This window comes from Enterobacter sp. JBIWA008, assembly GCF_019968765.1.
In the GTDB taxonomy this organism is placed as follows: Bacteria; Pseudomonadota; Gammaproteobacteria; order Enterobacterales; family Enterobacteriaceae; genus Enterobacter.
The window spans coordinates 4,425,600-4,445,174 of record NZ_CP074149.1; the positions used below are offsets into that span (position 1 = coordinate 4,425,600).

Annotated in this window: 19 protein-coding genes; 8 read left to right on the top strand and 11 right to left on the bottom strand. The window is 57.7% G+C overall.

Annotated features, from left to right (window positions below; all coding sequences use genetic code 11):
• Positions 1 to 57: 57 nt before the first annotated feature.
• The 5 genes from mdcE to mdcA are packed head-to-tail and all read right to left on the bottom strand — an operon-like array spanning position 58 to position 4,505.
• Positions 58 to 858, bottom strand: a complete 801-nt coding sequence (gene mdcE, locus KGP24_RS21560; RefSeq protein WP_223563543.1) for a biotin-independent malonate decarboxylase subunit gamma — start codon at positions 856 to 858, stop codon at positions 58 to 60.
• Positions 858 to 1,691, bottom strand: a complete 834-nt coding sequence (locus KGP24_RS21565; RefSeq protein ID WP_223561738.1) for a biotin-independent malonate decarboxylase subunit beta — start codon at positions 1,689 to 1,691, stop codon at positions 858 to 860. The genes mdcE and KGP24_RS21565 overlap by 1 nt, the downstream gene beginning before the upstream one ends.
• Positions 1,684 to 1,983, bottom strand: coding sequence for a malonate decarboxylase acyl carrier protein (mdcC, locus tag KGP24_RS21570; RefSeq protein WP_014885504.1), 300 nt, complete (start codon positions 1,981 to 1,983; stop codon positions 1,684 to 1,686). Before mdcC ends, KGP24_RS21565 begins: the two co-directional genes overlap by 8 nt.
• Positions 1,984 to 1,992: 9 nt before the next feature.
• A complete protein-coding gene (locus tag KGP24_RS21575; protein ID WP_223561739.1) occupies positions 1,993 to 2,850 on the bottom strand; it encodes a triphosphoribosyl-dephospho-CoA synthase in 858 nt (285 codons plus the stop codon).
• The gene (gene mdcA / locus KGP24_RS21580; protein ID WP_223561740.1) at positions 2,850 to 4,505 is read right to left on the bottom strand and encodes a malonate decarboxylase subunit alpha; all 1,656 of its coding nucleotides are present in this window, start codon (positions 4,503 to 4,505) and stop codon (positions 2,850 to 2,852) included. Before mdcA ends, KGP24_RS21575 begins: the two co-directional genes overlap by 1 nt.
• Before the next feature lie 228 nt (positions 4,506 to 4,733).
• Between mdcA and KGP24_RS21585 the strand changes: the two genes are divergently transcribed.
• The 3 genes from KGP24_RS21585 to KGP24_RS21595 are packed head-to-tail and all read left to right on the top strand — an operon-like array spanning position 4,734 to position 6,871.
• The gene (locus KGP24_RS21585) at positions 4,734 to 5,756 is read left to right on the top strand and encodes a hydrolase (RefSeq protein WP_223561741.1); all 1,023 of its coding nucleotides are present in this window, start codon (positions 4,734 to 4,736) and stop codon (positions 5,754 to 5,756) included.
• Positions 5,753 to 5,971, top strand: a complete 219-nt coding sequence (locus KGP24_RS21590) for a YheU family protein (RefSeq protein WP_047652866.1) — start codon at positions 5,753 to 5,755, stop codon at positions 5,969 to 5,971. Before KGP24_RS21585 ends, KGP24_RS21590 begins: the two co-directional genes overlap by 4 nt.
• Before the next feature lie 30 nt (positions 5,972 to 6,001).
• Positions 6,002 to 6,871 carry a phosphoribulokinase gene (locus KGP24_RS21595; RefSeq protein WP_023333686.1) on the top strand — a complete coding sequence of 290 codons (870 nt, stop codon included), beginning with the start codon at positions 6,002 to 6,004 and terminating at the stop codon, positions 6,869 to 6,871.
• 66 nt (positions 6,872 to 6,937) lie between these two features.
• On the opposite strand, the gene KGP24_RS21600 is transcribed toward KGP24_RS21595, so the two are convergent.
• Complete coding sequence (locus KGP24_RS21600) at positions 6,938 to 7,270, bottom strand: OsmC family protein (RefSeq protein ID WP_245403332.1); 333 nt, start codon at positions 7,268 to 7,270, stop codon at positions 6,938 to 6,940.
• A gap of 383 nt (positions 7,271 to 7,653) precedes the next feature.
• On the opposite strand from KGP24_RS21600, the gene crp reads away from it, so the two are divergent.
• Together crp and KGP24_RS21610 are read left to right on the top strand one after the other, a co-directional pair.
• On the top strand, positions 7,654 to 8,286 hold the full coding sequence (crp, locus tag KGP24_RS21605; protein WP_000242758.1) for a cAMP-activated global transcriptional regulator CRP: 633 nt from the start codon (positions 7,654 to 7,656) through the stop codon (positions 8,284 to 8,286).
• A gap of 57 nt (positions 8,287 to 8,343) precedes the next feature.
• Positions 8,344 to 10,431, top strand: a complete 2,088-nt coding sequence (locus KGP24_RS21610; RefSeq protein ID WP_223563545.1) for a YccS/YhfK family putative transporter — start codon at positions 8,344 to 8,346, stop codon at positions 10,429 to 10,431.
• On the opposite strand, the gene KGP24_RS21615 is transcribed toward KGP24_RS21610, so the two are convergent.
• From KGP24_RS21615 to ppiA, 4 genes are all read right to left on the bottom strand, one after another.
• Complete coding sequence (locus tag KGP24_RS21615; RefSeq protein ID WP_223561742.1) at positions 10,428 to 11,648, bottom strand: aspartate aminotransferase family protein; 1,221 nt, start codon at positions 11,646 to 11,648, stop codon at positions 10,428 to 10,430. The genes KGP24_RS21610 and KGP24_RS21615 overlap by 4 nt on opposite strands.
• Positions 11,649 to 11,734: 86 nt before the next feature.
• Entirely contained in the window at positions 11,735 to 12,298 is a 564-nt protein-coding gene (pabA, locus tag KGP24_RS21620; RefSeq protein WP_223561743.1) for an aminodeoxychorismate synthase component 2, read from the bottom strand.
• 30 nt (positions 12,299 to 12,328) lie between these two features.
• Positions 12,329 to 12,913: a putative adenosine monophosphate-protein transferase Fic gene (locus KGP24_RS21625; RefSeq protein WP_223561744.1), complete on the bottom strand. Its 585-nt coding sequence runs from the start codon at positions 12,911 to 12,913 to the stop codon at positions 12,329 to 12,331.
• 106 nt (positions 12,914 to 13,019) lie between these two features.
• The gene (gene ppiA, locus KGP24_RS21630; RefSeq protein ID WP_014885514.1) at positions 13,020 to 13,592 is read right to left on the bottom strand and encodes a peptidylprolyl isomerase A; all 573 of its coding nucleotides are present in this window, start codon (positions 13,590 to 13,592) and stop codon (positions 13,020 to 13,022) included.
• 278 nt (positions 13,593 to 13,870) lie between these two features.
• Here ppiA and tsgA point away from each other — a divergent pair, with 278 nt between their 5' ends.
• Complete coding sequence (gene tsgA, locus KGP24_RS21635; protein ID WP_021242206.1) at positions 13,871 to 15,055, top strand: MFS transporter TsgA; 1,185 nt, start codon at positions 13,871 to 13,873, stop codon at positions 15,053 to 15,055.
• A gap of 18 nt (positions 15,056 to 15,073) precedes the next feature.
• Here the strand turns inward: tsgA and KGP24_RS21640 are convergent, their stop codons facing one another.
• Entirely contained in the window at positions 15,074 to 16,375 is a 1,302-nt protein-coding gene (locus KGP24_RS21640; protein ID WP_223561745.1) for a cytosine deaminase, read from the bottom strand.
• 239 nt (positions 16,376 to 16,614) lie between these two features.
• On the opposite strand from KGP24_RS21640, the gene nirB reads away from it, so the two are divergent.
• Together nirB and nirD are read left to right on the top strand one after the other, a co-directional pair.
• Positions 16,615 to 19,158 (top strand): nitrite reductase large subunit NirB, encoded by a 2,544-nt coding sequence (gene nirB, locus KGP24_RS21645; RefSeq protein WP_223561746.1) that lies wholly within the window; start codon positions 16,615 to 16,617, stop codon positions 19,156 to 19,158.
• Positions 19,155 to 19,481 (top strand): nitrite reductase small subunit NirD, encoded by a 327-nt coding sequence (gene nirD / locus KGP24_RS21650; protein WP_223561747.1) that lies wholly within the window; start codon positions 19,155 to 19,157, stop codon positions 19,479 to 19,481. The genes nirB and nirD overlap by 4 nt, the downstream gene beginning before the upstream one ends.
• Positions 19,482 to 19,575: the final 94 nt, after the last annotated feature.

Consider the following 19,575-nt stretch of genomic DNA (forward strand, 5'->3'; position numbering starts at 1 on the left):
GCGGGCGCAGCGGGCGCGCCCACGGGGGTTTGCATCTCTGGCAGGTCTTTTTTTTACTTACCAGCTGGCTCGCATACGTTCGCGCACGAGCGCCGAGCTGCGGCGGTTGTCAGCACCCAGACGATTTTTCAGCGTGGTGTCCTGACGAGCGTCACTGATGGCCTGTTGCAGCGAGGTTTTCACCTGAGCCAGATCGTTATCGGATGGGGCATCCGGATTGCTGATATCCAGCAGGCTGGAGAGCAGCCCCAGCGTGGCGTAGTTGCTGATGTCATACGCCATTGGCGGAATGGTCGCCGCCAGTTTTTCCAGCGCCTCGACGGTACGCAGCGTGATGCGCGCGGCGGACTCTTTGCCCATCGCGTGGATCAGCACGCCTTTGTCGTTAAAGGCGATCAGACGGTTGGCCTGGTAGCCGTGCGCCAGGAACGCACCGGACATCGCCTTACCGACGATCAGGCCAATCACCGGGTGGCCTGCCAGGCGCGCGTTAGCATAGGCAGCAGCGGCTCCTGCCAGCGCCTGATGAATACCAAACGCCTCTTCGCGACGGCCATAGGCCTGGCTTGGGACGTCAATCACCGCCACAATCGGACGTTTAACCGGCTTATCTGCGTCAGCGGCGACGGTTTCGCTGACCACTTTCGCCAGCGTCCATCCTTCCAGCAGGCCGACTTCACCTTTCGCCGCGCGCGGGAAGTGGTTGTTGGCATCCGGCACCACGGCCACAAAGCGCACCGCCTCACCGTTCAGCTCGCCGTCTGCCGCCTGCACGGATGGGCACAGCCCTTCGATACGTTTGGCGTTCGGGGCCAGAGTTTCCAGCCAGAGTTCGCCACGGCTCATTGAATTACTCATCATTTCACCTCCCGGGCAAAAAGCGCGTTAATCTGTTCGGCATCGGCCTGTTTGCGGGTGTCGAAATTCGTCAGGCGGTTCAGGTAATCGTCGTAGTTATCGGTGCGGTGTTTCGCCGGCACGCCTTTCGCAATCGCCTCATTCATCGCTGCCTTAACCGCATTCACGCCGTCGCCCACCAGCGCATCCACCAGGCCGCTTTGATAGCGCACTTCGCCGCCGGTCATGCTCCAGATAAACGGACGGTCGCGGGAGTCGTACTCTTCGATGCCCGCCTCCTGCTCGATAACCTGCGGGCCGTTGAGGCCAAGACGCGCTTCGCGGGTCACAATCAGGTAGCTGCACAGCGCTGCCGCAATGGACATCCCGCCGAAGCAGCCCACGGTCCCGGCCACAATCCCGATGACGGGCGTGTAGCGACGCAGGTCTACAATCGCCGCGTGGATATCGGCAATCGCCGCCAGACCGAGGTTAGCTTCCTGCAGACGCACGCCGCCGGTTTCGAGGCACAGCACGGCCTGAGTCGGAATGCCGTTGCGGTTATCTTCCGCCGCCAGCTCCAGCGCTGCTGCCATTTTGGCACCGGACACCTCGCCCATGCTGCCGCCCTGGAACGCGCCTTCAATCGCGACCACGACCGCAGGCTGACCGTTGATGGTGCCTTTCGCCACCACCATGCCGTCATCGGCCTGCGGAACAATGCCCTGTGGCCCAAGCCACGGAGAGATAATACCTTCAAACGGATCCAGCAGTTCGCGGTAGCTGCCGTCATCCAGCAGGGCCTGCGCGCGCTGGCGCGCTTTTAATTCGATAAAGCTGCTGTCATCACGCATGGCTCACCCCCTCAAAAACCTGTTCGATGCGAATGCGGGCCACGCCCGGCGTCGCGCCGAAGTCATGAATAGTCAGTTTGCCTGCAGGCAGGCTGCTGACGGTTTGCAGGCGGTTGAACAGCGCCTCCCAGCGACCACGGCTGTTGTCGACTGAGGTGGTGATATCAATGGTTAACGTCTGGCCCGGTTCGGCGGTGAAGAGCACCTCCATATCCCCGGAGCCGACTACCCCCGCCAGCGCCCTGCCGCTTAACGCGCGGCTGGCTGGCACGGTCAATGTGATTTTTTCCATAACATCCTCTTAATGCTTTGAATAAGGCGATTCGACGCGGTCAAGAAACAGCGTGGCGGCAAGCAGGTCGGCAGCACCGCCTGGGGAGGCGTTTAGCGCCAGCATCTGACGGTCTAAGTTCGCCAGCGCCTGCTGGCCTTCGGGCGTTGCACAACCTCCGGCGTTCAGTACCGCACGGGCGCCGTCCTGCATGGCGTCCAGTCCCTTCAGCCCGGCGCGCGACAGCACGCAGGTGTCGGTGAGTGAGGTCATGATCGCCATCAGCGCGTCGAGCCTGGCCTGCGTTTCGCTGCTGCCGTTGAGGCGGCTGAGGCGAAGCTGCGGCAATGCGCGCTGCATAACGTGCGGGAACGCCTGCTGCGCTTCTTCACGCGCGCCCGGCACGCGGTAGCGGTGCGTGACGCGTAAACCCTTACTGAACACTTTCGGCGCCGCGTCATCCGGCAGCTTCGCCAGCTGCGCGGCGGTGCTGGCGACGTCTTGCGCCCTGGCATCGCCACCCAGCATCGCCACCGCGCTGACCAGCAACCCCAGCGCCCAAATCGCGCCGCGATGGGTGTTTACGCCACAGGTTGCAGTCATCATCTGCTGCTCGCCTTCGCGACCAAGTCGCCCGACGGTTTGCCGAAGTGCGATATCTGCCGGGCGCTGCCAGCTTTGCAGCGCCAGCGCCTGAAACGTCGGGGTCAGGCTGTGCGCGGAGCGCTCCATCAGCGCAAGGGATAAATCGTGGTGCGCGCCACTCCCCCGACTGTCCACCAGACCGGGCTTCGGGCTTAAACGTGCTTCGTCAATCAGACACTGCGTGGCGGTTCGCGCCAGCCATTCGGCACCGCCTTCAACCTGAATCTGGGGCAGAAGTTTCATTACCAGCTCCGGAATTTCGCAGGTGGGTTGTAGAGACCGCCGGACCACTCAACGAGGTCTGACACGCTGCCTGCCGCCAGCAGAGAGCGGGTGGCGTCGGTGCGGCGAATGCCCAAATCTTCCGGATAGACAACCTTGCCGCTCTGGCGCAGTTCCGCCACGCGTTTAGCATCCACGCCCAGGCCGATATCGGTGATCCCCGCAACAGCGGCGACCATGGCACGACGCTCTTCCAGATCTTTCGCCCGGTAGAGGTAGGCAATCCCCTCTTCCGTCAGCACATGCGTCACGTCATCGCCGTAAATCATGACCGGCGCCAGCGGCATACCCGAGGCTTTCGCCACGTCAATGGCATCAAGTTTTTCCACGAAGGTCGGCTTCACGCCTGCCTGGAAAGTTTCCACCATCTGCACGACGAGTTTTTTACCGCGCTGCATTGGGTCAGGTTCGGTGATCATGTTCAGCCAGGCCGGTGTGGCGTGGCGACGACCGTGTGGGTCGTGCCCCATGTTTGGCGCACCGCCGAAGCCGGAAAGACGACCGCGGGTCACCGTTGAGGAGTTGGCATAACCGTCAACCTGCAGGGTCGAGCCGATAAACATATCGACCGCATACTGGCCTGCCAGCTGGCAGAAGGCGCGGTTGGAACGCATGGAGCCGTCGGCACCGGTAAAGAACACGTCCGGACGGGCGCGGATGTACTCTTCCATCCCCAGCTCGCCGCCGAAGCAGTGCACGCTTTCCACCCAGCCGCTTTCAATGGCGGGGATCAGCGTCGGATGCGGGTTCAGCGTCCAGTGTTTACAGATTTTACCCTTCAGGCCGAGCTGTTCGCCGTAGGTGGGCAGCAGCAGCTCAATCGCCGCGGTGTTAAAGCCAATACCGTGGTTCAGGGACTGCACCTGGTGCTCCGCGTAGATGCCTTTGATCGCCATCATCGCCATCAGGATGTGTTCCTGCTTAATCAGGCGCGGGTCGCGGGTAAACAGCGGTTCGATAAAGAACGGCTTATCGGCAACCACCACGAAGTCGATCCACGAGCCAGGGATATCCACGCGCGGCAGGTCACACTCGTCGTCCACCAGCTCGTTCACCTGCGCGATGACGATGCCGTCGTGGAACGCGGCGGCTTCCACCAGCGCCGGGGTATCTTCGGTGCTCGCCCCGGTGTAGAGGTTGCCTTTGCGGTCCGCTTTAAACCCGGCAATCAGCGCCACGTTGGGCGAAAGGTCGACGTAGAGGCGTGAGTAAAGTTCGATGTAGGTGTGAATCGCACCGATTTCGAGCTGACCGTCTTCCAGCAGCTGCGAAATACGCAGGCTTTGCGTCCCGGAGAAGGAGAAGTCCAGCTTGCGGGCGATGCCTTTCTCGAAGATATCAAGATGCTCGCTGCGCCCGACGCTCGGCATGATCATATGCAGGTCGTGGACAATTTGCGGGTTCACTTCGGCCAGCGAGCGGGAAAGAAAATCCGCCTGCTTCTGGTTGTTACCTTCCAGAACGACCTTATCGCCAGGCGCGATTAATTTTTCCAGCATGGCGACAAGATCGCCGGTTGGCAGTACCTTGCCCTGCACCGGTACGGAGGCCAGACGACGCGCTTTTTCACTGCGTCGCGTGTTCCATTGCCGGGTGGGTGTTTGCCCAGATAACATTATTAACCTCCTGATTCAGCTAATCATTTTGATTTGCTTAACGTTGAGTAAAGTGTGCGCTCTGGTGAGAAAGGCATCAATTAAGCGTAGAGCTAAATCATTAGCCTGAGAGTAATAATCAAGGTAAAGATTTGTGATCGGGATCAGTTCATGTTTCGGAAAACCAGGCTAAACGGGGTACAATTCGGAAAGTACCGTAAATTTCCGACAAGAATCAGCATCGCGCTTATGACCCAAATCATTCCATCAGACTTCGACATTGCGGCCGAAGACAGCACTGAGTTCGTGCCTATGCGCGGCGTGGCCAATCCCCATTTGCAGACCATGCTGCCGCGACTGATCCGCCGCAAGGTTCAGTTCACCCCGCACTGGCAACGGCTTGACCTGCCAGACGGTGATTTTCTGGATCTCGCCTGGAGCGAAGCGCCTGAACAGGCTCGCCATAAGCCGCGTCTGGTGGTCTTTCACGGTCTGGAAGGCAGCCTGCACAGCCCGTATGCGCATGGGTTAATTGAAGCGGCAAAAGCGCGCGGCTGGCTCGGCGTGGTGATGCATTTTCGCGGCTGCAGCGGCGAACCGAATCGTCAGAAACGCATTTATCACTCGGGTGAAACCGAAGACGGGACGTGGTTTTTACACTGGCTGCGGGAAAATCATGGCACCGTGCCAACCGCCGCCGTGGGCTACTCGCTGGGTGGAAACATGCTGGCCTGTCTGCTGGCTAAAGAGGGCGAAAGCGTACCGCTGGATGCCGCCGTCATTGTCTCCGCGCCGTTTATGCTGGAGCAGTGCAGTTACCACATGGATAAAGGCTTTTCCCGCGTCTATCAGCGCTACCTGCTCAACCTGCTGAAGGCCAACGCGGCGCGCAAGCTGAAGGCCTACCCGGATACCCTGCCGGTAAGCCTGCGCCAGCTGAAAAAGGTGCGCCGTATCCGCGAGTTCGACGACCTGATCACCGCGAAAATCCACGGCTTCGCCGATGCGATTGACTATTATCGTCAGTGCAGCGCTATGCCGCTGCTCAGCAAAATCACGCAGCCAACGCTGATTATTCATGCCAAAGATGACCCGTTTATGGATCATCACTCGATCCCCGCTCAGGAATTCCTGCCCGACAACGTTCACTATCAGTTGACCGAGCACGGCGGCCACGTCGGGTTTATCGGCGGCACGCTGCGCCGCCCGAAAATGTGGCTTGAGGCGCGTATTCCTGACTGGCTAACCCCTTATCTGGACGGTGCAAAATGATTATTCCCTGGCAGGATCTGGCGCCCATTACGCTCGATAATCTTATTGAAAGCTTTGTATTACGCGAAGGCACCGATTATGGTGAACAGGAACGCTCGCTTGAGCAAAAGGTCAACGATGTTAAGCGCCAGCTGAAAAGCGGCGACGTGGTGCTGGTGTGGTCAGAACTGCATGAGACGGTCAATATCATGCCCCGCAACGCGTTTCACGGCTGATCTTCCACCCTTTTCAGTCAGGGAGTTGCTATGTCTGCCAGACATCCGGTTATTGCCGTTACGGGGTCGAGTGGTGCGGGAACCACCACCACCAGCCTCGCATTTCGCAAGATTTTCGCCCAGCTGAATCTCCGTGCGGCGGAGGTCGAAGGCGACAGTTTTCACCGCTACACGCGTCCGGAGATGGACATGGCCATCCGTAAGGCGCGCGATCTGGGTAAACACATCAGCTACTTCGGCCCGGAAGCCAATGACTTCGGCCTGCTGGAACAAACCTTTATAGAGTACGGTCAGAGCGGCAAAGGGCAGTCCCGCAAGTATCTGCATACCTATGACGAAGCCGTACCCTGGAATCAGGTGCCGGGCACCTTTACCCCGTGGCAGCCGCTGCCGGAACCCACCGACGTCCTTTTTTACGAAGGATTGCACGGTGGCGTGGTCACCCCTCAACACGACGTGGCGCGTCACGTGGATCTGCTGGTCGGCGTGGTTCCTATCGTTAACCTGGAGTGGATCCAGAAGCTGACGCGCGACATGAGCGAGCGCGGCCATTCGCGAGAGGCGGTGATGGACTCAGTGGTGCGCTCCATGGAGGATTACATTAACTTCCTGACGCCGCAGTTCTCCCGCACCCATATCAACTTCCAGCGCGTGCCGACGGTGGACACCTCCAACCCGTTTGCCGCCAAAAGCATCCCGTCGCTGGATGAGAGCTTTGTGGTGATCCATTTCCGCAACCTCGACGGTATTGATTACCCCTGGCTGCTGGCCATGCTGCAGGGCTCGTTTATTTCGCACATGAATACGTTAGTGGTGCCGGGCGGTAAAATGGGGCTGGCGATGGAGCTCATCATGACGCCGCTGGTGGAGCGACTGATGGAAGGGAAGCAGATAGCGTGAACATGTTCCCTCTCCCAGTGGGAGAGGGTTAGAGTGAGGGCATCAACACGCACGATGCCCCATTAATTAGCCCTCGATCACTTCATACGAATGCGTGATTTTTACCGCTTTCTCCAGCATTAACGCCACAGAGCAGTACTTCTCCGCAGACAGGTCCACCGCACGCGAGACCGCCGCGTCTTTCAGCTCTTTACCGGTGACCACAAAGTGCAGGTTAATATGGGTGAACAGGCGTGGCGCCTCTTCGCGACGCTCTGACGTGAGTTTGACCTCACAATCCGTCACGTCATGACGACCTTTTTGCAGAATCGACACCACGTCAATGGCGCTGCATCCACCTGCCGCCATCAGCACCATTTCCATTGGGCTTGGCGCTTTATCGCCGGAGTTGCCGTCCATCAAAATCTGGTGTCCTGACGCGGACTAGCCCAGGAACGTTAAACCTTCAACCCATTTCACGCGCGCTTGCATATTCTTAAACTCCAACGTTGCATTTTTGGTGACAGATTACGCGTGCGTTACATTTCTCGCAATGGAAGGCGACCTGCATCATGCTGAAGCGAGACACCAGGAGACACGCGGCGAAAGCTATGCTAAAACACTCTGGATGCTACAGTAATACATTGACGTTACACATGTATGCAGAGGACATCAAACTTTACTGGCTGCGAAACGTTACGGTAGCCGACTTCCCAGGGTATGGGTAAGAATTCGATTGCAACCCCAGAGTCCGGATGCATCTGATGACTCTGGTGACAGCTTATAACAGAGGATAACAGCGCATGGTGCTTGGCAAACCGCAAACAGACCCGACTCTCGAATGGTTCTTGTCTCATTGCCACATTCATAAGTACCCATCAAAGAGCACGCTGATTCACCAGGGTGAAAAAGCGGAAACGTTGTATTACATCGTTAAAGGCTCGGTGGCAGTGCTGATCAAAGATGAAGAAGGGAAAGAGATGATCCTTTCTTATCTGAACCAGGGCGATTTCATCGGTGAACTGGGCCTGTTTGAAGAAGGCCAGGAACGTAGCGCCTGGGTTCGAGCAAAGACAGCATGTGAAGTGGCTGAAATTTCTTACAAGAAGTTCCGTCAGCTGATTCAGGTTAACCCTGATATCCTGATGCGTCTTTCTTCCCAGATGGCGCGCCGTCTCCAGGTCACCTCAGAGAAAGTGGGCAACCTCGCCTTCCTGGACGTGACTGGCCGCATCGCACAAACCCTGCTGAACCTGGCGAAACAGCCAGACGCAATGACCCACCCGGACGGCATGCAAATTAAAATTACCCGTCAGGAAATTGGTCAGATCGTCGGTTGCTCCCGCGAAACAGTGGGCCGTATCCTGAAAATGCTGGAAGATCAAAACCTGATCTCCGCCCACGGTAAAACCATCGTGGTCTACGGAACGCGTTAATTCCGCTTAAACGGCGTGCCATCGCAAGGTGTCACGCCGTTTTTGTCTCTACTCCCCATGTGGCGCAGGCTGATCTATCACCCGGAAGTTAACTACGCACTGCGACAAACGCTGGTGTTGTGTCTTCCTGTGGCCATAGGCCTGATCCTCGGACATCTTCAGCAAGGCCTGCTGTTTTCCCTCGTGCCCGCCTGCTGCAACATCGCCGGTCTGGACACGCCGCATAAGCGCTTTTTCAAACGACTGATTATCGGTGGCTGCCTGTTTGCCGGCTGCAGCCTCGCCGTACAGCTTTTACTGGCCCGGGATATCCCGCTGCCGCTGATCCTGACCGTGCTGGCAATGACCCTCGGCGTCACGGCAGAAATCAGTTCGCTGCACGCCCGCCTGCTTCCCGCTTCGCTGATTGCGGCCATCTTCACGTTGAGCCTCGCCGGGAACATGCCGGTGTGGGAGCCGCTGCTGATCTACGCCCTGGGGACACTGTGGTACGGGCTGTTCAACTGGTTCTGGTTCTGGCTGTGGCGCGAACAGCCGCTGCGTGAATCCCTGAGCCTGCTCTATGTGCAGCTTGCGGATTACTGCGAGGCCAAATACACCCTGCTCACCCAGCATACCGATCCGGAAAAATCCTTACCGCCCCTGCTGACGCGCCAGCAGAAGGTGGTGGATCTGATAAGCCAGTGCTATCAACAGCTGCATATGCTTGCCGCCAACAAGAACCACGAGTACAAACGGCTGCTGCGCACCTTCCAGGTCGGGCTGGATCTGCAGGAGCATATCTCCGTTAGCCTGCACCACCCGCAGGAGGTGCAAAAGCTGGTCGAGCGCAGCCATGCCGAAGCGGTGATCCGCTGGAACGCCCAGACCGTGTCCGCACGCCTGCGCGTGCTGGCCGATGATATTCTCTATCACCGCTACCCGACGCGCTTTAACATGGATAAGCAGCTGGGCGCGCTGGAGAAAATCGCCCGTCAGCATCCGGATAACCCGGTCGGCCATTTTGCCGCCTGGCACTTCAGCCGCATCGCTCGCGTGCTGCGCACGCAACGCCCGCTTTATCCCCGCGACCTGATGGCGGATAAGCAGAAACGTCTTCCGTTATTGCCCGCGCTCAGAAGCTATCTGTCTCTTAAATCGTCCGCCCTGCGCAACGCCGCCAGGATTAGCGTTATGCTCAGTACCGCCAGCCTGATGGGCATGGCGCTGCATCTGCCGAAACCGTACTGGATCTTAATGACCGTGCTGTTTGTCACCCAGAACGGCTACGGCGCCACGCGGGTGCGCATTCTGCATCGAGCTGGGGGAACGATGGCCGGGCTGATCATTGCGGGCGTGACGCTACACTTCCACGTGCCGGAAGGCTATACCCTGGCAGGGATGCTGGCGATCACGCTGGTGAGCTACCTGATTATCCGCAAAAACTACGGCTGGGCGATGGTAGGCTTTACGGTAACGGCGGTATACACCCTGCAGCTACTCACGCTCAATGGCGAACAGTTTATTGTCGCCAGGCTGATTGATACCCTGATCGGCTGCCTGATTGCCTTTGGCGGCATGGTCTGGCTGTGGCCGCAGTGGCAAAGCGGGCTGCTGCGCCAGAATGCCCACGACGCGCTGGAAGCGGATCAGGAGGCCATCAGGCTGATCCTCAGCGACAATCCTCAACCGACGCCGCTGGCCTGGCAGCGAATGAAGGTCAACCAGGCGCACAACGCCCTGTTTAACTCGCTCAACCAGGCGATGCAGGAGCCGGGCTTTAACTCGCACTATCTGGCAGATATGAAGCTCTGGGTGACGCACAGCCAGTTTATCGTCGAACACATCAACGCCATGACCACGCTGGCGCGCGAGCACACGATGCTGACGCCGGATCTGGCGCAGCGCTATTTGCAGTCTTGTGAAATTGCGTTGCAGAGGTGTCAACAGCGTCTGGAGTATGACGCGCCGGGTGAGTCGGGAGATTCGAATATTCTGGAAGCGCCGGAGACGTTGACCCACGGCCCAATGAGCACCCTGGAGCAGCATTTGCAGCGCGTACTGGGGCATCTGAACACCATGCACACCATTTCGTCGGTGGCATGGCGTCAGCGTCCACATCACGGGGTTTGGTTAATCCGTCGGTTGAAACGAACCGAATATTAGCCTTTAACGATCTTCGCAACCGCTGCGGCAAAGCGGGTTAACCCGTCTTCAATATCCTTATCTTCAACCACCAGCGACGGCGCAAAGCGCATTACGTCCGGCCCGGCATTCAGCACCATCACTCCTTCACGCGCGGCGGCGTGGAGGAAATCACGCGCGCGGCCTTTGTACTGAGGTTTCAGCTCGGCACCAATCAACAGCCCCATCCCACGGATTTCGCTAAACACGTCGTACTGCTCATCAATCTTTTGCAGGTGTTTTACGAACAGCTCGCGCTTCGCGCTAACGCCGTTCAACACCTCCGGCGTATTGATAATGTCGAACGCAGCACCCGCCACGGCGCTCGCCAGCGGGTTACCGCCGTAGGTGGAGCCGTGAGAACCGACGTGGAAAGCGGAGGCGATCTCCTGGGTCGTCAGGACCGCACTCACCGGGAAACCACCGCCGAGCGCTTTGGCGCTGGTCAGAATATCCGGCGTCACGCCGTAGTGCATGTAGGCAAACAGATCGCCGGTACGCCCCATCCCACACTGTACTTCATCAAAGACCAGCAGCGCCTGATGCTCGTCGCACAGCTCGCGCAGCCCTTTCAGAAATTCCGGTGTTGCCGCCGTCACGCCGCCTTCACCCTGGATCGGCTCGACGACAACGGCGCAGGTGTGGTCGTCCATTACCGCTTTTACCGCATGCAGATCGTTAAACGGCACGTGGACGATGTCGGCCGGCTTCGGGCCAAACCCGTCGGAATATTTCGGCTGGCCGCCAACGGAGACGGTAAAGAAGGAGCGTCCGTGGAAGGCATTGTGGAAGGCGATGATTTTGGTTTTGTACGGGCTGTGGCGCGTTGTCGCGTAGTAGCGCGCCAGCTTAAAGGCGGTTTCGTTGGCTTCGGTGCCGGAGTTCATAAACAGCACGCGCTCGGCAAAGGTCGCCTCAATGATCTTGCGGCCCAGGCGCAGCGCCGGTTCGTTGGTGAACACGTTGCTGGTGTGCCACAGGGTTTCGCCCTGGGTTTTCAGCGCCTCCACCAGCGCGGGATGGCAATGACCCAGCGCCGTGACCGCAATACCGCCCGCGAAATCCACATACTCTTTACCCTGCTGATCCCAGACGCGGCTGCCTTTTCCCTTCACCGGGATAAACTCAGCCGGTGCATAAATCGGCAGGATCACTTCATCAAATGTCGCGCGGGTAATTGCTGGTTGTTCAGTTGCCATGTCATGACCGTCCATTTTATGTCACAGTGATTGTGAAAATATAATCACAAAATATGCATAAAAAATCACAACAAGGCAACAGTTATTCAGCGATGGAGGAAATTTGCCAGCAGCGCGTGGCCCTGCTCGCTGAGGATGCTTTCCGGGTGGAACTGCACGCCTTCGAGGTCCCATTCGCGGTGACGAATCCCCATAATCTCCTGCGTATCGCTCCAGGCGGTCACCTCAAAGCAGGCGGGCAGCGTCGGCGGGTCAATGACCAGGGAATGGTAGCGCGTCACGGTTAACGGATTATTGAGCCCCGTGAATACCCCGGTGCCGGTGTGGGTGACCGGAGAGGTTTTACCGTGCATCACTTTGGCGGCGCGCACGATGGTAGCGCCAAACGCCTGGGCAATCGCCTGATGGCCCAGACAGACGCCCAGGATCGGCAGCTTGCCGGCATAGTGCTGGATAATATCCAGAGAAATACCCGACTCCGACGGCGTACATGGCCCCGGAGAAATCACGATTTTCTGCGGAGCCAGCATCTCAATATCGGCGAGATCGATCTCGTCGTTGCGGCGGACAACCACCTCTGCACCCAGTTCACAAAAATACTGGTAAAGGTTCCAGGTGAAGGAATCGTAGTTATCAATCAGCAGAATCATGGCGGCCCCCGAAAAAAATGCCGCCCTATTCTACTCAGATTCCCGCGCTTCGCTCACTACTTTGGCAAAGATAGCGTTTAACGCGGTTAAATCTCCCGTTGCGCCACTTCGGTTAGCCTCCACCCACAGCTCGGGATCGATATCGCGCCAGTCCAGCGCATAGCCCGCGTGGAGCGCCAGCTGCTCGAAGAAAACGCGTTGGGCAATACCGTTACCGCGCATAAACGGATGCAGCATGTTGATTTCGCAGTAATAGTGACTAATTCTGTCAACAAAAGCCGCTTTCTCAAAGCCCACGAGATACTTTTCACTTTCCAGCGCCGCCATCAGCTCATTACCCATCTTTTCGATGTACTCAAAATGGCAGAAGGGAATGTCACCTTTAAAAATATCGTCGGTGCGGAACTCGCCAGCCCGCTTCATCTCGCTGCGGTACAAATGACGATGAATAAGACACAGATGGGGCAACCCGGGCGCGGAAGGCCCAAGCTCCAGCGTCTCAATATGGGGTTCTGAGGGACCATTACCTTTTTCAAGGAGACAACTGGCCTGTAAATTGACGTTACGCTGCTGTTCCCAGAGACGGGATTTTTGCTTGTCGGTGAGCTTTTTCACTTAACGCCTCCCTGAATAGTCCGTTTGCCACAAGTATAAGCAGCAAAACGCGCTTTCGCAGGGAGGGTCACGTAACGCGGGCAGAAGAAGCCCGCGTTCAGAAGAATTACGGCAGAACTTTTGCGGAGAGAATAACCACCGGTTTTGACGGCACATTCTGATACGGCCCGACGTCGTGGGTAGGCACCTGAGAAATCTTATCGGCCACGTCCATCCCTTTCACGATTTTACCGAAGACCGCATAGCCAAAGTCGCGTTGACCGTGGTCGAGGAAGGCGTTATCCGCCACGTTCAGGAAAAACTGGCTGGTCGCGCTATCTTTGTCTGCGGTACGCGCCATGGAAATGGTGCCGCGCTTGTTCAGCAGGCCATTGTCCGCTTCGTTTTTAATAGGCGGGTTCGGCTGTTTCTGCTGCATTTGCTCGTTGAAGCCGCCACCCTGAATCATGAAGCCTGGGATCACGCGGTGGAAAGTGGTGTTGTTATAGAAACCACTGTTCACATAGTCGAGGAAGTTTTTCACAGAAACCGGAGCTTTCTGGCTATTCAGTTCCAGCTCAATGTTCCCGGCGGAGGTGGTCAGCAGAACGTGAGGGTCCCCTTTTGCTGCCAGCGCAGCAGGGGAAACGGCAGAAAGAGCAAACACAGCTGCGACAGCCGCCAGTGTTGATTTGAGCATGAGAATTCCTTAACAAAGCGCAGTATAAAAAGCGAATGGCTTGATTCTAAAGAGCAGTATGAACGGAGACCAGCCTTTTACCTAATTTTACGAAATTGAAACAGTTGTAACCACGCAAACGGTTGGCTTTAGCGTCACCTTGTGTGATCAGGATCACACAAAAACATGCAATTAAGTTCGAATTTCTCTTAAAAGATATGAATAGATCACTTTAATGTCTAAAATCTGCCCGCTCTCAGCGCCCCCTGGGCGCTTTTCTTTTTCTGAACAGGCCAGACATGACTAACAGCAATCGCATCAAGCTCACATGGATCAGCTTCTTCTCCTACGCCCTGACCGGCGCGTTGGTGATCGTCACCGGGATGGTGATGGGAAATATCGCAGACTACTTCCAGCTGCCCGTTTCCAGCATGAGTAACACCTTCACCTTCCTCAACGCAGGGATCCTCATTTCTATCTTCCTGAATGCCTGGCTGATGGAAATTGTCCCACTGAAAACCCAGCTGCGCTTTGGCTTTGTGCTGATGGTCGCCGCCGTGGCGGGGCTGATGCTGAGCCACAGCATCGCCCTGTTCTCCGCCGCCATGTTCGTGCTCGGTCTGGTCAGCGGGATCACCATGTCGATCGGTACGTTCCTCATTACCCATATGTATGAAGGCCGCCAGCGCGGCGCGCGCCTGCTGTTTACCGACTCCTTCTTCAGCATGGCCGGAATGATTTTCCCGATGGTCGCCGCCGTTCTGCTGGCGCGCAGCATTGAGTGGTACTGGGTCTATGCCTGCATCGGCCTGGTCTACGTGGCGATCTTTATTCTGACCTTCGGCTGTGAGTTCCCGGTGCTGGGCAAGAAAGCGCAAACCACCGCAGAGCCTGTTGCGAAAGAAAAGTGGGGCATCGGCGTGCTGTTCCTCTCCATCGCCGCGCTGTGCTACATCCTGGGCCAGCTGGGCTTTATTTCCTGGGTACCGGAGTACGCCAAAGGTCTGGGCATGAGCCTGAACGATGCGGGTAAACTGGTGAGCGATTTCTGGATGTCTTACATGTTCGGCATGTGGGCGTTTAGCTTCATCCTGCGCTTCTTCGACCTGCAGCGCATTCTGACCGTGCTGGCCGGGCTGGCGACCGTGCTGATGTACCTGTTCATCAATGGTTCACCGGAGCATATGCCGTGGTTCATTCTGACCCTGGGCTTCTTCTCCAGCGCCATTTATACCTCGATCATCACCCTGGGCTCCCTGCAGACCAAAGTGGCCTCGCCGAAGCTGGTTAACTTCGTCCTGACCTGCGGCACCATCGGCACCATGCTCACCTTCGTGGTGACGGGCCCGATCGTGGCCCACAGCGGTCCGCTGGCGGCGCTGCACACCGCTAATGGCCTGTATGCCGTGGTGTTCATCATGTGCTTTATCCTGGGCTTTGTGACCCGCCACCGCCAGCACAACGCGGCGGCAGCTTCTCACTAAACCCTCCGCCCCTTTGCATTACGCAGAGGGGCTGCTTCTGGCGAAACTCACCTCTTCTCCTCCGACATCCGTCTGGATCCAGGTCTGCGCCAACTGCGTGGTGGCAATAATCCGTCCCTGACGAATCGACCAGCGCACCGGCACCTGACAGCGCACCGCTTCAAACCCACTCTCCGCAGGCAAAATAATCAGGTTCGCCGGGTTTCCCGTGGCAATACCGTAATCGCTCAGGCCGAAGGTACGGGCGCTGTTATGGGTGATGAGATTCAGGCCGCTGTCGATTTGCGGATAGCCCATCATCTGACAGACGTGCAGCCCCATATGCAGTACCTGCAGCATGTTGCCGGTACCGAGCGGGTACCACGGGTCGAAGACGTCGTCGTGACCAAAGCAGACGTTAATGCCCGCCTCCTGCAGCTCTTTCACGCGCGTGATGCCGCGGCGCTTCGGATAGTCATCAAAGCGCCCCTGCAGGTGGATATTGACCAGCGGGTTAGCGACAAAGTTAATTCCCGACATCTTCAGCAGGCGGAAGAGCCGCGAGGTGTAAGCGCCGTTGTAGGAGTGCATCGCGGTGGTGTGGCTGGCCGTCACGCGCGGGCCGATACCTGCTTCATATGCCAGCGTAGCGACCGTCTCGACAAACCGCGACTGCTCGTCGTCGATTTCGTCGCAGTGGATATCCAGCGGACGGTCATACTTCTTCGCCAGTTCGAAAGCGATATGCAGCGACTGCACGCCATATTCGCGGGTGAACTCGAAGTGTGGGATCGCCCCCACCACGTCGGCCCCCAGCTTTAACGACTCTTCCAGCAGCGCCGCGCCGTTCGGGTAAGAGAGAATACCTTCCTGCGGGAACGCGACGATTTGCAGCGTCACCCACGGGGCAACCTCCTGCTTCACCTCCAGCATCGCCTTAAGGGCGGTAAGCGTCGGGTCGGAGACATCCACATGAGTACGGACAAACTGGATGCCGTTGGCAATTTGCCACTTCAGCGTTTTCCAGGCGCGCGCTTTAACATCCTCATGGCTGAGCAACGCCTTGCGCTCCGCCCAGCGCTCAATGCCTTCGAACAGCGTGCCGGACTGGTTCCAGCTCGGCTCACCCGCAGTCTGGGTCGTATCAAGATGGATATGCGGCTCAATGAACGGCGGGATAGCAAGCCCACCGCGCGCGTTCAATACTTCATAACTTTCGGCGTGGGTGTCGTCCATCGGGGTGATGTCACCAAATCGCCCGTTCTCAATGGCGAGCTGCCACAGCCCTTCCCGACCCGGTAAACGAACATTCTGAACAAGCCATAACGGTGTTGTAGACATACCCTTCCCCTAAAAAACGCCGCTGATATTCAGGCGTATCGATTTTGGCAAAACCGCCCCTGATTTGTACACAAATTCAACGAGCACGAAAAGCCTGCGATTTCCGCTACTTATAAAAATCCTGACAAATCAGTCGCATACCACCTAAGGAGTAGGCTAAGACGTATTTGATTTGCATCAATAAGTGCCCCTGCTGAATCGTTAAGGTAGGCAATAATAGAAAAGAAATCGAGGCAATAATGAGCAAAGTCAGACTCGCTATCATCGGTAACGGCATGGTCGGCCACCGCTTTATCGAGGATCTTCTCGATAAGGCCGATGCTGAGCAGTTCGATATTACCGTGTTCTGTGAAGAACCCCGCAAGGCGTACGACCGTGTGCACCTGTCTTCCTACTTCTCCCATCATACCGCCGAAGAGCTCTCTCTGGTGCGCGAAGGTTTCTACGAGAAGCATGGCGTAAAAGTGCTGGTGGGCGAACGCGCTATCACCATCAACCGTCAGGAAAAAGTGATCCACTCCAGCGCCGGGCGTACGGTTTTTTACGACAAGCTGATCATGGCGACGGGCTCCTATCCGTGGATCCCCCCTATCAAAGGCTCGGAAACTCAGGATTGCTTCGTCTACCGTACCATTGAAGACCTCAACGCCATTGAGTCATGCGCGCGTCGAAGCCGTCGCGGTGCGGTGGTCGGCGGCGGTTTGCTGGGCCTGGAAGCGGCTGGCGCGCTGAAAAACCTCGGCGTTGAAACCCACGTCATCGAATTTGCCCCGATGCTGATGGCCGAACAGCTGGACCACATGGGCGGTGACCAGCTGCGTCGTAAAATCGAAAGCATGGGCGTGAAGGTTCACACCAGCAAGAACACCAAAGAGATCGTGCAGGAAGGGACTGAAGCGCGTAAAACCATGCGCTTTGCCGACGGCAGCGAGCTGGAGGTGGACTTCATCGTCTTCTCCACCGGTATTCGTCCGCGCGACAAGCTGGCGACCCAGTGCGGTCTGGCCGTGGCGCAGCGCGGCGGGATCATGATTAACGACACCTGCCAGACCTCCGATCCGGATATCTACGCCATCGGCGAGTGCGCCAGCTGGAACAACCGCGTATACGGTCTGGTGGCGCCGGGCTACAAAATGGCGCAGGTCGCCGTAGATCATATCCTCGGCAGCGAAAACGCCTTCACCGGCGCAGACATGAGCGCCAAGCTGAAGCTGCTGGGCGTAGATGTAGGCGGTATTGGCGATGCGCACGGCCGCACCCCGAACTCCCGCAGCTATGTCTATCTCGACGAAAGCAAAGAAGTCTACAAACGCCTCATCGTCAGTCAGGACAACAAAACCCTGCTTGGCGCAGTGCTGGTGGGGGACACCAGCGACTTCGGCAACCTGCTCCAGCTGGTGCTTAATGCCATCGAGCTGCCGGAAAACCCGGACGCGCTGATCCTCCCCGCGCACGCCTCCAGCGGCAAGCCGTCTATCGGCGTGGATAAACTGCCGGACAGCGCGCAGATTTGCTCCTGCTTCGACGTCACTAAAGGCATGCTGATCTCCGCCATCAACAAAGGCTGCCACACCGTTGCGGCGCTGAAAGCCGAAACCAAAGCCGGTACCGGCTGCGGCGGCTGTATTCCGCTGGTCACCCAGGTGCTGAACGCCGAGCTGGCGAAACAGGGCATCGAAGTGAACAACAACCTGTGCGAGCACTTCGCGTATTCTCGCCAGGAGCTGTATCACCTGATCCGCGTGGAAGGCATCAAATCCTTCGACGAACTGCTGGCGAAGCACGGCCACGGCTACGGCTGCGAAGTGTGTAAACCGACCGTCGGCTCCCTGCTGGCCTCCTGCTGGAACGAGTACGTGCTCAAGCCCGAGCATACGCCGCTACAGGACACCAACGACAACTTCCTGGCGAACATCCAGAAAGACGGTACCTACTCCGTCATTCCGCGCTCTGCCGGTGGCGAAATCACGCCGGAAGGGCTGGTGGCCGTGGGCCGTATTGCACGTGAATTTAATCTCTACACCAAAATCACCGGCTCCCAGCGTATCGGCCTGTTTGGTGCGCAGAAAGACGACCTGCCGGAAATCTGGCGTCAGCTGATTGAAGCGGGCTTCGAAACCGGCCACGCGTACGCCAAAGCGCTGCGTATGGCGAAAACCTGCGTGGGCAGCACCTGGTGCCGCTACGGCGTCGGCGACAGCGTGGGCTTCGGCGTAGAGCTGGAAAACCGCTACAAAGGCATCCGCACCCCGCACAAAATGAAGTTCGGCGTCTCCGGATGTACCCGTGAATGTGCGGAAGCGCAGGGTAAAGACGTGGGTATTATCGCCACCGAAAAAGGCTGGAACCTGTACGTCTGCGGCAACGGCGGGATGAAACCGCGCCACGCGGACCTGCTGGCGGCGGATCTCGATCGCGACACGCTGATTCAGTACCTCGACCGCTTCATGATGTTCTACATTCGTACCGCCGATAAGCTGACCCGTACCGCTTCCTGGCTCGATAACCTGGAAGGCGGCATCGACTACCTGAAATCGGTCATCATCGACGACAAGCTGGGCCTGAACGAGCATCTGGAAGCGGAGATGGCGCGCCTGCGCGAGGCGGTTATCTGCGAGTGGACGGAAACCGTCAACACCCCGGCGGCACAAACGCGCTTCAAACACTTCATCAACAGCACCCGGCGCGACCCGAACGTACAGGTTGTACCGGAGCGCGAACAGCATCGCCCGGCGACACCGTATGAACGAATTCCGGTCACGCTGGTGGAGGAAAACGCATGAGCCAGTGGATAAACATTTGCGATATTAACGACATCATCCCGGCCACCGGCGTGTGCGCGCTGCTGGGCAGCGAGCAGGTTGCGATTTTCCGCCCTCGCCACGATGAGCAGGTTTTTGCCATCAGCAATATCGACCCGTTCTTCGAGGCCAGCGTGCTCTCCCGCGGCTTGATTGCCGAGCATCAGGGCGAACTGTGGGTTGCCAGTCCGCTGAAAAAGCAGCGTTTCCGCTTAAGCGACGGGTATTGCATGGAAGATGAGAGCCGCTCTGTGAAGCACTACGACGCCCGCGTGAAGGACGGCATGGTGCAGCTGAAAGGCTAACCTCTGCCCTTTTAGGGATAGCAGCAGGAAATTCGTATGTTCCGTACGATTCCTGCTGTTATCCTGACGTCAATTCTTACCCCCTCCATGAATG